The following is a 15,219-nucleotide window of genomic DNA, read 5'->3' on the forward strand; positions in this document are numbered from 1 at the left end:
GGACGGTCGGCCGCCGTCCCGTGCCGGTCGTGCAACGGCGGCTCAGAGGAACGTGACGCCCTGGGCCAGGGGGAGTTCCCCGGAGTAGTTGACGGTGTTGGTGGCCTGGCGCATGTAGGCCTTCCACGAGTCCGAGCCGGACTCCCGGCCGCCGCCGGTCTCCTTCTCCCCGCCGAACGCCCCGCCGATCTCCGCGCCCGAGGTGCCGATGTTGACGTTGGCGATGCCGCAGTCAGCGCCGGCCGAGGAGAGGAAACGCTCGGCCTCGAGCTGGTCGTTGGTGAAGACGGCCGAGGACAGCCCCTGCGGCACCCCGTTCTGCAGCTCGATGGCCTCGGCGAACTCGCTGTAGGTGAGCACGTAGAGGATCGGGGCGAAGGTCTCGTCCTGAACGATCGCGGTCTGGGCGGGCATCCGCACGATGGCCGGCTCGACGTAGAAGGCCCCGGGGTGCTCCTCGGCCAGCACCCGAGTCCCACCGGTGAGCACCGTGCCGCCCTGGTCCTGGGCGTCGCTCAGGGCCTGCTGCATGGCCTCGTAGCTGCGCTCGTCGACCAGCGGGCCCACCAGGGTGTCCGGGTCACGGGGATCGCCGATGGCGAGCGTCCCGTAGGCCTGCACGAGCTTCTCGACGAGGGCGTCCAGGACGGACTCGTGCACGATCAGCCGCCGCAGGGTGGTGCAGCGCTGCCCGGCGGTGCCGACGGCCGAGAACACGATCCCGCGCAGGGCGAGGTCGAGATCGGCGCTGGGCGCCACGATCGCGGCGTTGTTGCCGCCGAGCTCGAGCAGGGCCCGGCCGAAGCGGGCGGCCACGCGCGGGGCGACCTCCCGGCCCATGCGCACGGACCCGGTGGCCGAAACCAGTGCGACCCGGGGGTCCTCGACGAGGCGCTGACCGCCTGCGCGGTCGGCGAGCACGAGCTGGTGGATCCCCGCCGGTGCCCCGCAGTCCTCGACGGCACGGCGCAGCAGCGCGTCGGCGCCGAGGGCGCAGAGGACGGCCGCCTCGGAGGGCTTCCACACCACGGTGTCCCCGCAGACCAGGGCCAGGGCGGTGTTCCAGGAGTGGACGGCCACGGGGAAGTTGAAGGCGGAGATCACGCCGACGACCCCCAGGGGGTGCCAGGTCTCCATGAGCCGGTGGCCGGGGCGCTCGGAGGGCATGGTCCTGCCGTAGAGCATGCGGGACTGCCCGAGGGCGAAGTCGCAGATGTCGATCATCTCCTGGACCTCTCCGAGGGCCTCGGAGGTGATCTTGCCGGCCTCGGCCTGCACGAGCAGGGCGAGGTCCTCCTGGTGCTCGGTGAGCAGCTCGCCCCATCGCTTGACCACGTTCCCCCGCACCGGCGCCGGGACGTCCCGCCAGTGCGGAAAGGCCCGGTGAGCCGCGCCGACGGCCGCGGTGACGTCCTCCGCACGGGCCTGCGGCAGGGTCACGAGCACCTCCCCGGTCAGCGGGCTGCGGGCCTCGAGCGGGCCGGAGAGGGCGTCGACGTCGACCCCGCACGCCCGGAGGGCACGGCGGACCTCGGCGGCGAGGGTGGTCTCCTGGACGGTCTGGGACATGGCGCTCCTCCTGGTGCTGACGGGTGCTCGAACGTGCTGGGGCCCGGCTTCCGCGGCGGGCGCGGGACCCGGGGGGCGGGGACGGGGTGCGGAGTCGGGGTGGGGCCGGGTTTCGGGGACGGGACCCGGGGTTGGGGGCCCGCCGCTGCGGGATCAGCGCGCGACGACGGCGGAGAGCTGCTCGCGCAGCCGGGCGGTCGAGGCGTCCTGCTGGCGCCGGTAGAGGTCGTGCGGGTCGACCACCGCGCGCCCGACGACCCCGGACATGACGGTGAGGTCGTAGTCGGTACCGGTCTGTGCGTCGTCGCGGGTGCCCTCGTCGGTGAGGTTGGACCGGAAGATCCCGGCGGCCGAGCGCGGGAGGAAGTCCTCGTAGACGATCGGCTCGGGCACCGCGATGCCGGCCTCGACCAACTCCTCGAGGCTCGCGTCCGGGCCCGCGAGGGACCCGTCGGCCCGGTCCAGGGCATCGCGGTCGAGGACGTAGGTGAAGTACGCCAGGCCCTGCAGGGCCAGTTCTCTCTCGGTACGCGGGAGGTTCTCCTCCCACACGGTGCGGGCCACCTCGACCCGGATGCCGCCGCCCTCCCCGGCGGCCAGGCGCCGGTCGGTCTCGGCGACCATCCGGTCGTAGAGGTCGCGTCCTGCTGGGGTGAGGGCGATGCCGCGCTGCTCCACCTCCCCGAAGCGCACCCGCAGCGCACCCGGGCCCACGGTGCCGTCGGCGAAGCGGAACACCCGCTCCTCGGCCAGGGCCCGGAAGGAGGTCTGGGGCAGCAGCACGTCCAGGCCCTCCCAGCGGGGCGGGCCCTGGATCTCGTCGATCATCGTGATGCCGAGCGCCTCCATCCGGGCGTAGAGGTCGTCGATGTCGAGCACCCGCGGAGTGAGGTGGTTGATGTGAGTGGTGGTCACCCCGCCGATGTCGGCGGCCACCGCCGAGACCGCCTCGAGTTCCCGGTACCAGGCGTGGTCCACCGGGTCGCCGGAGAGCTCGAACGCGGCGGTGGCCAGGTCCAGCAGCCGCCCGGCGTCGGCCTCCTCGAGACCGCCGTGCTCCGTGGCGCGGTCGGCCAGCTCCAGCAGCTCGGGCGGGAACAGGGTGCGGCGGTCGATGAACTCCTGCAGCCGCTGCTGGAGCTCCCGGTCGAAGAAGCGGGGGTCGTCGGCGGCCAGCATCGAGGTGAAGACCCGGAACGGGTTCTTCGCCAGCTCGTCGGGGTCGGTCGGGCGGAAGGCGGTGGAGACCACCGGCACGGAGGACGTCGAGGCGTCACGCAGGTCGTAGAAGCCCACCGGGTGCATCCCGAAGGCGGCGAAGACCCGGGCCACCTGGGCCATCTCGCGCGGGGAGCCCACCCGGATCGCGCCGTGCCGCTCGGCCGTGACGCGGTCGATGCTGCCCAGCCGTTCCGCGTCCGCGCCGCGGCGGGCCAGGAAGTCCTCGTTCACGGCGGCCGAGACGTCCACCAGGGTGGTGTAGGCCGGCACCTCCTGGCCGTACATCGTCGACAGCCGGCGGGCGAACTCGGCCCGCAGCTGCCACAGCTGCTGGAAGGTCATGGCGGGGGTTCCTCTCGTCGGGCGCGGGACGGATCAGATGATGTTCACCTCGCGCAGCACGGACTCGGCGGCGCGGAAGCGGTCGGCGGAGAAGCGGCGCGGGTCCAGGAAGGACGGCCTGCCCAGGTAGAGGTCGGCCATCAGCTCCCCCACCGCCGGGCCCTGCAGGAACCCGTGCCCGGAGAAGCCGGTGGCGTAGAAGAAGCCGGGCAGCTCGCGTGCCTCGCCGATGAGCGCGTTGCGGTCCGGGGTGTTCTCGTAGAGCCCCGCCCAGCCGCCCTCCAGGTCGGGGTTCTCCAGCTGCGGGGCGCAGACGGCGGCGGCGGCGTTGAGCTCGGGCAGCCAGCTGTGGTCGAACTCGCGGGCGAAGCCGGGTTCCTGCTCGTGGGAGATGCCCAGCAGCAGGCCGTTGCGGTAGTTGTGGTGGTAGAAGGTGCTCGAGAGGTCCAGCGTGAAGGGCACCCGCGGGTAGGGCACGGGCCGCTGGCGCGTGAGTCCGACGAGGCGCCGGACCGGGGTGACGGGCAGGTCCACTCCGGCCATGGCCCCGATCCGGGCGCTCCACGCCCCGGCGCAGCACACCACCGCACCCGCGCGGACCGTTCCCCGCTGGGTGGTCACCGACTCGATGCCGGCGGCGGTGCGCTGGACGTCCACTACCTCGGTGCGGTCGAGGACCGTCACCCCGTGCTCGACGGCGGCGGCGGCGTAGGCGGCGACCACCGCGCCCGGGGCGGCGAACCCGTCCCCCGGGGAGAACGAGGCCCCCACCAGCGCGGCGGGGTCCAGCAGCGGGTTGATCCCGGCGGCCTCGGCGGGCGTCACCATGCGGCTGTCGACCCCCAGCGCGTTCTGGACCTCGGTGGCCCCCTCCAGATCGGCCGCTTCCGCCCCGGACCGGCAGAGGAAGAGGTAGCCCACCTGCTGGAAGCCGATGTCCGCCCCGAACCGCTGGGGGAACCGGCGGAAGGCCTCCAGCGAGCGGCGGCCGAGCTCGATGTTGCCGGGGTCGGAGAAGTTGGCCCGGACACCGCCCAGGGGTTTGGCGGAGGACCCGCTGCCCAGTTCGGCGCGCTCCACCAGCACGATGCTGCGCACGCCCTGGGAGGCCAGGTGCCAGGCCGTGCTCAGGCCCATGATGCCGCCCCCGATGACGACGACGTCGGCGGCCGGTGGCTGGACCGTGGCGAACGTCGGGTCCAACGGGACGATCTGATCGGGCACGGGGGCCTCCCTCGGCGCTGCTCCGCGCGGGATGTGCCTGCCGACCCACCCACTCCAGCTCATCGGTTATCGATAACCAGCATGGCGGGATGCTCCGCGGTGGTCAAGGGATGACGGGCAGCTCCGCGGGGGTCCGCGCCGGCAGCGCACTGCGGCCCGGTCCCTCGCGGGCACCCGGCCGGGCCCCTCAGGGGCGGGCGTAGTCCAGGTGCCGGATCATCCGCTGCGCCGCGAGCTCCGGGTCGCCGGCGACGACGGCCTCGGTGATGCCCCTGTGCTCCGCGGCGCTGCTGCGGACCAGCCCCCGCTCCTGCAGGTGGTAGGAGCCGTTGATGCGGGACTGGTCGCGCAGGTTCTCCACGATCGCCGTCCACCGGGTGTTGCCGAGCATGCCCACGAGCGCGATGTGGAAGCGCTGGTCGGCCTCGAGATACTCCAGCACGCCGCCCGCGCCCGCGGCCTCCACGGTCTGCTCCGTCAGCGTCCGCAGCAGCGCGGCCTGCTCGGCCGGAACGCCGGTCGCGGCGACGCGGCGCACCGCTTCCACCTCGACGAGGAGGCGCAGGTCGTAGACCTCCTGCTTGTCCTGGTCCGTGAGCTCCACCACGCGGAAGCCACGGTTGCGCACGAGCTCGAGCAGTCCCTTGTTGGCCAGCGACATCATGGCCTCCCGGGCGGGACTGTTGGAGACCCCGAGGCGGGCGGCGAGGGCGTTGGCGGAGTAGATCTCCCCCGGCTTCATGGCTCCGCTGAGCAGGGCGCGGCGGATCAGGGCCTCGGTCGAGTCCTTCAGGGTGGAGCGGGAAAGCTCCTCGGGCTGGAGAGCGTCGCCCCACGCGTGGCTCCGCTCCATCCGCCCTCCCCGCCTGCCCTTCGCCCCGAGCGGCCTCCGGAGGAGGCCTGTCGACTCCTGGGAAACATAGCAGTCGACCCGGCCGGCTCGGCGGGCACCACACCCGTCCGTGCCGCACGAGCCCGTCGGGCGACCACGGGAAGCCCCGGCGAGCCCTGCGGCCCCCGGGAACCACGCGTCTGCCACGACCACGGCGTCTCCGGCGGACTCCGGGACCGGAGAGAACGGGCGCGATCCATATCACAGGCGTGCCCGATCTGTCCAAGATCACACGCCGGAACCGTTGGATGCCCTCGACATCGTCCGTAGCATCGGAGGTTCCACCCGTTCGGCCCGACGACGCGCCTTCCACACCCCCTTGTTCCACACGGAAGGATCTGCCATGTCCGCACCCCGCACTGCCGTGCTCCAGGTGGTCAACGCCCCGGACCGCACCGGCACCCGTCTCGCCCTCTTCGCCCTGGCCCTCGGCGGCTTCGGCGTGGGCACCACCGAGTTCGCCTCGATGGGCCTGCTGCCGTTCATCGCCGAGGACCTCCACGCCTCGATCCCCTCCCTCGGGCACGCCATCTCGCTCTACGCCCTGGGCGTGGTCGTCGGCGCGCCCCTGATCACGTCCCTCACCGCCCGGGTGGAGCGCAAGCGGCTCCTGCTGGGCCTGATGATCGCGTTCACCGCCGGCAACGTGCTGTCCGCGACCGCGCCGTCCCTCGAGTGGCTGTACGTGTCGCGCTTCCTCTCCGGCCTGCCCCACGGCGCCTACTTCGGCGTCGCCGCGGTGGTGGCCTCCTCCCTGGTGCCGCGCGAACGGCGCGGCACGGCCGTGGCACGCGTGGCCCTGGGCCTGACCGTGGCCAACATCGTGGGCGTCCCGCTGGCCGCCGTGCTCGGCGGCACGCTGGGCTGGCGTGCCGGGTACGGGCTCGTGGTGGTCATCGGGCTGCTCACCGTCGCTTCGATGGCCCTGTGGATCCCCCGCACCCGCAACGAAGGGGGCGTCTCCGTGGCCCAGGAGGTCCGCGCCCTGGGCCGGCCCCAGGTCGCCCTGACCCTGCTGGCCGGGGCGGTCGGCTTCGGCGGCATGTTCGCGGTCTACACGTTCGTCTCCCCGATCCTGACGGAGCTCAGCGGTCTCGACATCTCGGCGGTGCCGTGGGTGCTGGCCGTGTACGGGGTGGGCATGACCGCGGGCTCCCTGCTGGCGGGCCCGCTGCTGGACCGCTCCATCGAGAAGACCGCGCTGGGCGCGGGAGCCGTCTCCGGGGTGGCTCTCGCCTTCTTCGGCCTGTTCGCCCACTCCGCGGTCGCGGCCGTGCTCGGCGTGCTGTGGATCGGCCTGATGGGGGCCCTGTTCAGCACCGCGCTGCAGATGCGCCTGCTGCGCGAGGCGAAGGACGCCCCGTCCCTGACGGCCGCCATGAACCACGCGGCCTTCAACCTGGCCAACGCCATGGGCGCCTTCCTCGGCGGGATCGTGATCTCCGCCGGCTGGGGCTACCGCTCCCCCGCCTGGGTGGGCGTGGGCCTGGCCGTGGCCGGCCTGCTCATCCTCGGCTACGCGACCCGCCTGCACCGGACGGGGGTCGCCCCCGTCTCCTCCCCGGACCGCGCCCGGCTCGGCTGGACCTCCCGCGCCGCCGCCGACCTGACCGTGCTCCTCCCGGAGCCCGCGCTGCCGCGCCCGGTCCTCGCGAGCAGCGCCCGGATGACCGGCTGGTCCGAGCTCGGCCGCTGAGCGGTGACCGCCGGGACCGCAGGTCTCCGCGGCCCCGGTGGCGAGGGAGCGGCGGCGTGGGAGCGGCGGCGTGGGAGCGGCAGCGAGGGAGCGGCAGCGAGGGAGCGGCGGTCTCCGGGGACCCGGCGGCCCTCCCCCGGGCCGCGCAGCGGTGGCACACTCGGGCCCATGCGTGAGCTCGTGGTCCTCGGCACCGCTTCCCAGGTCCCGACGCGGACCCGCAACCACAACGGGTACCTGCTGCGGTGGGACGGCGAGGGCCTGCTCTTCGACCCCGGCGAGGGAACGCAGCGGCAGATGACCCTGGCGGGCGTCCCGTCCGGCCGGATCACGCGCATCTGCCTCACCCACGTCCACGGCGACCACTGCTACGGACTGCCCGGGGTGCTCTCGCGCATGGCCCTCGACGGCGTGCCGCACCCGGTCCACCTGCACTACCCGGCCTCGGGCGAGGAGGTGGTCCGGGCCCTGGTCTCCCTCGCGACCCCGGGCGCCGACCTGCGGCTGCACCCGCACGGCAGCGGTGGGACCGTGGCGCCCGGGCTGGAGGTGCGCGCGCTGGACCACCGGGTCGAGACGTACGGCTACCGGCTCGTGGAGGCGGACGGCCGCACGATGCTCCCGGACCGGCTCGCGGCGGCCGGCATCACCGGCCCCGACGTGGGCCGGCTGCAGCGGGCGGGCCGGCTGGGCGGGGTGCGCCTCGAGGACGTGAGCAGGCCGCGCCCGGGGCGGCGCTTCGCGTTCGTCATGGACACGGCACCCTGCCCGGGGGCGGAGGAGCTCGCCGACCGTGCCGACCTGCTCGTGGCCGAGTCCACGTTCGCCGACGACGACACCGCACTCGCCGCACGCCACCGCCACCTCACCGCCGGTCAGGCCGGAGCGCTGGCCGCCGGCGGCGGCGCCGGCACACTGGTCCTCACCCACTTCTCGTCGCGGTACGCCGACGTCTCCCGGCTGGCCGGCCAGGCCCGCGACCGGGCGGGCGGAGCGGACGTGCTGGCCGCGGAGGACCTGGACCGGATCCCGTTCCCGCGCGGGCGGTGACCGCGTGCCCACGGGCCGCGCGAGCGCCCCGTAGCCCGCCCGGCAGCCCCCGGGGCCGCCCGGAGGGCGCGCCCGTGACTCCCCGGGCCTGTGACGGGGCAGGCCACGGGAGCCCCGTCACAGGACCCCACCGGAGCATCCCGACCCCCTCCACAGGGTCGCGCAGAGCCCGCCCGGAGTCGGCCACGGAGCTCGTCCAGGAGCCTCCTGAGGCCGTCCGGAGACTGTCCGCACGGGGCGCCGCACCCGTCGGCGGTGCCCTGCGGTCACCGCCGACCCTGCCCCGACGTTAGAGTTGTCCCAGACTTCTCGGGGCAATCCGGCCCCGCCTGCGGCCCGTACTCCACCGGAGCGGTCCGCGCCACCTCGCACGACCCCACGATGAAAGCGGAATCCTTTGACCAATTCCTCCCGCAAGCTCAAGTCCCCGCCCCCGCTGCCCTCCGGGGGCCTGCGGATCACCCCGCTGGGGGGTCTGGGCGAGATCGGGCGCAACATGACCGTCTTCGAGCACGCCGGCAAGCTCCTCGTCGTCGACTGCGGCGTGCTCTTCCCCGAGGAGCACCAGCCGGGCATCGACGTGATCCTGCCCGACTTCACCTCGATCCGTGACCGGCTGTCCGACATCGTGGGGATCGTGCTCACGCACGGTCACGAGGACCACATCGGGGGTGTGCCCTACCTGCTCAAGGAGCGCCCGGACATCCCCGTGATCGGCTCCGAGCTGACCCTGGCGTTCATCACGTCCAAGCTCAAGGAGCACCGGATCACCCCCAAGGCCGTGCACGTGGAGGCCGGCGACCTGCACCGGGCGGGGCCCTTCGAGTGCGAGTTCGTCGCGGTCAACCACTCGATCCCGGACAGCCTGGCCGTGGCGATCCGCACCGACGCGGGTCTGGTCCTGCACACCGGGGACTTCCGGATGGACCAGTTCCCGCTGGACGACCGGATCACCGACCTGCGCCACTTCGCCCGCCTGGGCGACGAGGGCGTGGACATGTTCCTCACCGACTCCACCAACGCCGAGGTCCCGGGCTTCACCACCTCGGAGCAGGAGCTGACCCCGGCGATCGACCGGGTCTTCGCCACCGCGCCGAAGCGGATCATCGTCTCGAGCTTCGCCAGTCACGTCCACCGGATCCAGCAGGTCCTGGACGCGGCCCACGCCCACGGGCGCAAGGTCGCCTTCGTGGGCCGGTCCATGGTCAAGAACATGGGCATCGCCCGGGACCTGGGCTACCTGAAGATCCCGCGCGGTCTGGTGGTGGACTTCAAGAAGCTCGCCTCGATGCCGGATGCCAAGGTCACCCTGGTGTGCACCGGGTCCCAGGGCGAACCGCTGGCGGCGCTCTCGCGCATGGCCAACGAGACGCACCAGATCCAGCTCAACGCCGGGGACACCGTGCTCATGGCGAGCTCGCTGATCCCCGGCAACGAGAACGCGATCTACGGCATCATCAACAAGCTCACCGACCTCGGGGTGAAGGTCGTGCACAAGGGCAACGCCAAGGTGCACGTCTCCGGCCACGCCTCGGCCGGGGAGCTGGTCTACTGCTACAACATCGTCAAGCCCACCCATGTGCTGCCCGTGCACGGGGAGTCCAAGCACCTGCACGCCAACGCCGAGCTGGCCGTGCGCACCGGGGTCGACCCGGAGAACGTGCTCATCGGCCGGGACGGGACCGTCATCGACCTCGTCGGGGGCAAGGCCCGGATCTCCGGGCAGGTGGAGGCCGGCCTGGTCTACGTCGACGGGCACACCGTGGGCAAGGTCACCGAGGAGACCCTCGTGGAGCGGCGGCTGCTGCAGGAGGGCGGGGTGGTCACGGTCGTCGCCATCGTCGACGCCGACACCAACGCCCTGGCCGAGCCGCTGGAGTTCCTCGCCAAGGGCTTCGTGCACGACGAGCACATCTTCGACGGGGCCGCCGACAAGGTGAAGAACGCCCTGTCCCGGCCGGCCACGTCCAAGGTCGCCGACCTCGAGAAGCTCGAGTCGATCATCGCCGAGACCGTGTCCCGCCACCTCGAGCGGGCCTACCGCCGGGCCCCGCTCGTGACGGTCGTCGTCGTCGACGCCTGAGCCGCACCGCCCGCCCGGAGCCCCGGTCCGGGGCCCGGCGGGACGTGCGGAGCCGGGCCCCGGTCCGGGCCCGGCAGTTGCTAGACTCGTGGTCCCCTGAATCCTGGAGGTCGTCCGATGCCGCAGCGCGTCCGTGCAGGCACCATGCAGATCGGCGAGCTCGCCGAGCGGACCGGACTGTCCCTGCGCACCATCCGCCACTACGACGAGGTGGGCCTGCTGCCGGCCTCACGGACCGAGGGCGGATTCCGCGTCTACACCGAGCGGGACGTCGAACGGCTCACCCACATCAAGCGGATGAAGCCGCTGGGCTTCACCCTGGAGGAGATGGCCGAGCTGCTCGAGCTGCTCGGCGCCGAGGAACCCGGCGGGGAGCGGCTGGCCGAGTACCTGGCGCGGGCCCGCCCGGAGCGGGACCGGCTGGCCAGGAAGCTGGCCCAGGCCGACGAGTTCATCGGGATGCTGGAGCAGCGGCTCGGCCGCTGACGAACCGCTCGCCCGGGCGCCGCACCGCGTGCCCGCCGTCGAGCCGCACCCCGTGCACGCAGGAGATGCCCAGGCCACCGTGGTGCACTGCTGTGACCACCCCTGGGGGACCGCTCCACCGGGCCCGCCCGGTCCCGGCCGGTGACCGGCCCGATCGCCGCGGCAGCGACGTGCCGGCCGCGCAGCTCCCCCGGGCCGCCCGCCACCGACCCGGACAGGCGCTGCTCCCCATGACGTTTCCCCCGGCGACCGCACCGGCGCCCGCGCGTGGCGCACCGCCCGCCCCGGTGTCGCGGACGCGGCACCGGGAGGACCTGCAGGGTCTGCGCGGGGTGGCCGTGCTCCTGGTGGTGGTCTTCCACCTCTGGACGGACCGGGTCTCGGGCGGGGTGGACGTGTTCTTCGTGCTCTCGGCCTTCCTGCTCACCGGCTCCTTCGTGCGCCGGATCGAGAGCGGGCGGGCGCTGGAGCTGCCGGGCTACTGGGCCCGGACCTTCGCCCGGCTGCTCGGCCTCGTGGCGGTGATGCTGCTGGCCGTGCTCACGGCGGTGTTCGCCTGGTTCCCCCCGAGCCGGTGGGGCGAGCTGCTCACCCAGGCCTGGGGGTCCCTGACCTACACGGCGAACTGGGTGCTGGCCCGTCAGGCCGTGGACTACTACGCCGGCAACTCGGCCGCCACCACTCCGCTGCAGCACATGTGGTCGCTGTCCGTCCAGGGACAGGTGTTCCTCGTGTGGCCCCTGCTGCTGGCCGGCGCCGCCTGGGCGGCCCGCAGCTCCGGGGTGGGCTTCCGCCCGGTGGCACTTGCCCTGTTCACCGCCGTGTTCGCCGGATCCCTGGCCTGGTCGGTGGCCGCCACGGCGGCCGGTCCCGAGGCCGCGTACTTCAGCACCCTCACCCGCCTGTGGGAGTTCGCCCTGGGATCGCTCACCGCTCTGGCCCTGGCCCCCGCACCACCACGGCCGGCCACGCCGGCCGCCACGACGCCGCCCACCGCACCGCCCGCCGCGCCGTCCACTGGATCGCCCACCGCGCCGTCCACCGCACCGCCCGCGGGGCCGGCGCCCCGGCGTCCGGAGCCGTCCCGGGGAACCGTCTCGGCTCCCGCCCTGGGTGCCGTCCTGGGCTGGGCCGGACTGGCGGCGATCCTCACCACCCCGTTCCTGGCGGGCACCGGAACCCGGTTTCCCGGCACCGTGGCACTGGCCCCCACCCTGGGGGCCGCCGCGGTGCTGGCCGGCGGCGCGCTGGCCCCCGGAGCCCGGACCGGCGTCGGCCGGGTCCTGTCACTGGCCCCTCTGCAGTGGTTCGGCGACCGGGCCTACGGGATCTACCTGTGGCACTGGCCGCTGCTGGTCAGCTACCTGCTGCTCACGGCCCGCGACGACGTCCCGGTCCTGCACGGACTCGGGATCCTGGCCGCCTCGGTGGTGCTGACCCGGGCCGGCGCGGTGCTCCTGGCCGGGTGGCGGGCCCTGCCCGGCGTGCGGGCTGCCCCGGGGATCCGGCTGCTCGCCACCGTTCTCGTGACCGCGGTCCCCCTGACCGCCGCCCACTCCTACGCCGCCCTGCGCGACCCCGCCGCCGGGGTGGAGCGCACCCCGCAGAACTACCCCGGGGCCGCGGTGCTGCGCGGCGACGCCGCCGGGGACCCGCCGGACGTGCCGCTCATCCCCACCGCGGACGAGCGCGACCAGGAGTGGGGCGACACCGGGGAGCCGTGCCCGCCCGCGCGGACCCCGGCGGGCATCGAGGGGCTCGGCGAGTGCCGGCTCGTCGCGCCGGAGGACGGCAGCGACCCCACCCGCACCCTGGTGGTGATCGGGGACTCCCACGCCCAGCAGCTGCTGACCCCGATCCACCGGATCGCCGACGCGCGGGGCTGGGAAGTGGTCTCCTACCTGCGCATGGCCTGCCGGTACACGTCCGCCTCCGGCAGCGAGGACGAGGAGTGCGCCGAGTTCAACGCCGCCGCGCGCGCCGCGGCCCTGGAGCTCGAGCCGGACGCCGTGGTCACCATCGGCACCCTCAGCCTGCCGGAGGCTCCGCACGAGCAGCTCGTCGAGGGCTACGAGGACGGGGTCCTGCCGTTCCTGGAGGCCGGCATCCCGGTGCTCGCCTTCCGCGACAACCCGCGCTCCGCGTTCGACATGTTCGAGTGCGTGGAGACCTACGGTCCCGATCACGACCGCTGCAACCCGCCCCGCTCGGAGTCCCTGCTGCCGGTCAATCCCCTTGAGGCCCTGGCCGCCCGGCACGAGGACCTGCACAGCATCGACCTCACCGACCGCCTGTGCACCGCCACCACCTGTCCGGGGGTCATCGGCAACATCGTGGTCTACCGCGACCTCGACCACGTCACCTCCACCTACGGCGAGACGCTGGTCCCGGACGTCGAACGACGGATGCTCGAGGCCCTCGACCGGACGTGAGGTCGGCCACCTCCGCCCCGGGAGGGCAGACTCTACCCTCACGGCAGGGTAGAGTTGCAGGGGCCCGTCGGCGCACCGAGCGCCCGGGCAGCGGTTCTCCCGCGCGACGCCGCGCCCACCCGCACCGCCACGACCCGAGACACCCCTGTCCCCCGCCCTGTTCTCCCGCCCCGCCATCCTTCTCTGCGAACGGAGCCACGCCTTGGCCACCACGACAGCCACCCCCTCGGCCGAGCTGACGCCCGAGCAGCGCCGGTCGGTGCGCCTGACCCTCCGCTCCCCCCGCCACCTCAGGACCGAGGTCCTGGCCGGCCTCGTGGTCGCCCTGGCCCTCATCCCGGAGGCCATCGCCTTCTCGATCATCGCCGGGGTGGATCCCCGGCTGGGCCTGTTCGCCTCCTTCACCATGGCCGTGACCACGTCCGTCCTGGGCGGCCGTCCGGCGATGGTCTCGGCCGCCACCGGCGCCGTGGCCCTGGTCATCGCCCCGCTGGTCGCCTCCCACGGCCTGGACTACTTCATCGCCGCGGTGATCCTGGCCGGGGCCTTCCAGGTGGTGCTGGCCCTGGCCGGCGCGGCGCGGCTGATGCGCTTCGTCCCGCGCTCGGTCATGGTGGGCTTCGTCAACGCCCTGGCCATCCTGATCTTCAGCTCCCAGATCCCCGAGCTGATCGGGGTGCCCTGGGCCGTCTACCCGCTCACGGCCCTGGGCCTGGCCATCGTGTTCCTGTTCCCCCGGCTGACCGGAGTGGTCCCGGCCCCCCTGGTGGCCATCGTGGTGATCACCGCGATCGTGGTGCCGATGGGCATGGACGTGCCGAGCGTCGGCGACAAGGGCGAGCTGCCCGAGTCCCTGCCGTCGCTGTTCTTCCCCGATGTCCCGCTGGACCTGGAGACCTTCCGGATCATCGCCCCGTTCGCCCTGACCATGGCACTCGTGGGCCTGCTCGAGTCGCTGATGACGGCCAAGCTGGTCGACGACATCACCGACACGCGCTCCGACAAGACCCGCGAGTCCTGGGCCCAGGGGGTCGCCAACATGGTGACCGGGCTCTTCGGCGGGATGGGCGGGTGCGCGATGATCGGGCAGACCATGATCAACGTGCGCGCCTCCGGCGCCCGCACCCGCATCTCCACCTTCCTGGCCGGCGTCTTCCTGCTGGTCCTCGTCGTCACCCTCGGCGAGGTCGTGGCGGTCATCCCGATGGCCGCACTGGTGGCGATCATGATCTTCGTGTCGTGGGCGACCTTCGACTGGCACTCGATCCGCCCCTCGACCCTGTCCCGGATGCCGGTCCCGGAGACGCTGGTGATGCTCTCCACCGTGGCCGTGACCGTGTGGACGCACAACCTCGCCCTGGGCGTGATCGTGGGGGTGCTCGTGGCGATGGTGGCCTTCGCGCGCCGGGTCGCGCACTTCGTCACGGTCGACCGGTCGCTCGAGCGGCGGGAGGACCGGGAGACGGCCGTCTACACCGTGCACGGGGAGCTGTTCTTCGCCTCCTCCAACGACCTCTACACGATGTTCGACTACGCCGGGGACCCGCAGCACGTGGTCATCGACCTGTCCGACTCCCACCTGTGGGACGCCTCGACCGTCGCGGCGCTGGACTCGGTGACCGACAAGTACGCCCACTACGGCAAGGACGTGCGGGTCGCCGGCCTCAACCAGGCGAGCCGCCGGATGCGGGTGCGGCTGGGCGGGATGCTCCAGCAGGAGCACTGATCCGCGGCCTCCCGACGGCCTCTATTTGCGATCACAACCTTTTGTGTCTGCATGTGAACTGGGTCACACACGGGGTCTTGCCGAACGTCACGGGATCGACCATTGTTGCCTTTCACCAGGGGATTCTGTGGTCCGTCGAGGACCATCCCCCGGCTCCCGCACCGTCGACCGGCAGTGCGCCGCCTCCGGAGGGCCGCAAGGACACGGTCCGTGCGAGGGAGCAGCAAGGAGCGGGGCCGGCTGGGGGGCCGCCCCGCTCCTTTTCTGCGCCCTCTGCGTCCTCGGTGTCCGGGGCTGTTCCGGGGCACCGGTCCTTGCGAGGCACCGGTCCTTCCCGCGCACCGGATGTCCGGAGAAGGCACCGACGGTCCGGAAAACGCACTCGCCCCGGGGCCGGATGGCGCTCCGGCACCGGACCCGGAAGCATCAGGGGCGGCGGTGTCACCGCACCGCCACGGACGGTCCCGGACCGCTGCGCAGCGCCGCGCCCGGTCCGGG

At 73.3% G+C, this 15,219-nt stretch carries 10 protein-coding genes; 6 read left to right on the forward strand and 4 right to left on the reverse strand.

Annotated elements, in window-relative coordinates:
• Nucleotides 1-42 precede the first annotated feature (42 nt).
• From amaB to QYM41_RS00105, 4 genes are all read right to left on the reverse strand, one after another.
• Nucleotides 43-1,569, reverse strand: a complete 1,527-nt coding sequence (amaB, locus tag QYM41_RS00090) for an L-piperidine-6-carboxylate dehydrogenase (protein WP_368797700.1) — start codon at nt 1,567-1,569, stop codon at nt 43-45.
• A 153-nt stretch (nt 1,570-1,722) separates the two neighbouring features.
• Complete coding sequence (gene hglS, locus QYM41_RS00095; protein WP_368797701.1) at nt 1,723-3,132, reverse strand: 2-oxoadipate dioxygenase/decarboxylase; 1,410 nt, start codon at nt 3,130-3,132, stop codon at nt 1,723-1,725.
• A gap of 33 nt (nt 3,133-3,165) precedes the next feature.
• Nucleotides 3,166-4,356, reverse strand: a complete 1,191-nt coding sequence (locus tag QYM41_RS00100) for an NAD(P)/FAD-dependent oxidoreductase (RefSeq protein ID WP_368797702.1) — start codon at nt 4,354-4,356, stop codon at nt 3,166-3,168.
• A gap of 187 nt (nt 4,357-4,543) precedes the next feature.
• Nucleotides 4,544-5,209, reverse strand: a complete 666-nt coding sequence (locus tag QYM41_RS00105; RefSeq protein WP_368797703.1) for a GntR family transcriptional regulator — start codon at nt 5,207-5,209, stop codon at nt 4,544-4,546.
• Between the two features lie 382 nt (nt 5,210-5,591).
• On the opposite strand from QYM41_RS00105, the gene QYM41_RS00110 reads away from it, so the two are divergent.
• The 6 genes from QYM41_RS00110 to QYM41_RS00135 all read left to right on the forward strand — a co-directional run bounded on the left by QYM41_RS00110 (nt 5,592) and on the right by QYM41_RS00135 (nt 14,721).
• Nucleotides 5,592-6,944: an MFS transporter gene (locus QYM41_RS00110; protein ID WP_368797704.1), complete on the forward strand. Its 1,353-nt coding sequence runs from the start codon at nt 5,592-5,594 to the stop codon at nt 6,942-6,944.
• A gap of 168 nt (nt 6,945-7,112) precedes the next feature.
• Complete coding sequence (locus QYM41_RS00115) at nt 7,113-7,994, forward strand: ribonuclease Z (RefSeq protein WP_368797705.1); 882 nt, start codon at nt 7,113-7,115, stop codon at nt 7,992-7,994.
• A gap of 397 nt (nt 7,995-8,391) precedes the next feature.
• The gene (locus QYM41_RS00120) at nt 8,392-10,077 is read left to right on the forward strand and encodes a ribonuclease J (protein ID WP_368797706.1); all 1,686 of its coding nucleotides are present in this window, start codon (nt 8,392-8,394) and stop codon (nt 10,075-10,077) included.
• A 117-nt stretch (nt 10,078-10,194) separates the two neighbouring features.
• On the forward strand, nt 10,195-10,563 hold the full coding sequence (locus tag QYM41_RS00125; protein ID WP_368797707.1) for a MerR family transcriptional regulator: 369 nt from the start codon (nt 10,195-10,197) through the stop codon (nt 10,561-10,563).
• A 230-nt stretch (nt 10,564-10,793) separates the two neighbouring features.
• Nucleotides 10,794-12,995 (forward strand): acyltransferase family protein, encoded by a 2,202-nt coding sequence (locus QYM41_RS00130; protein WP_368797708.1) that lies wholly within the window; start codon nt 10,794-10,796, stop codon nt 12,993-12,995.
• Nucleotides 12,996-13,197: 202 nt separating this feature from the next.
• On the forward strand, nt 13,198-14,721 hold the full coding sequence (locus QYM41_RS00135) for a SulP family inorganic anion transporter (RefSeq protein WP_368797709.1): 1,524 nt from the start codon (nt 13,198-13,200) through the stop codon (nt 14,719-14,721).
• Nucleotides 14,722-15,219 lie beyond the last annotated feature (498 nt).

The organism is Kocuria oxytropis (assembly GCF_040981195.1).
In the GTDB taxonomy this organism is placed as follows: domain Bacteria; phylum Actinomycetota; class Actinomycetes; order Actinomycetales; family Micrococcaceae; genus Kocuria; species Kocuria oxytropis.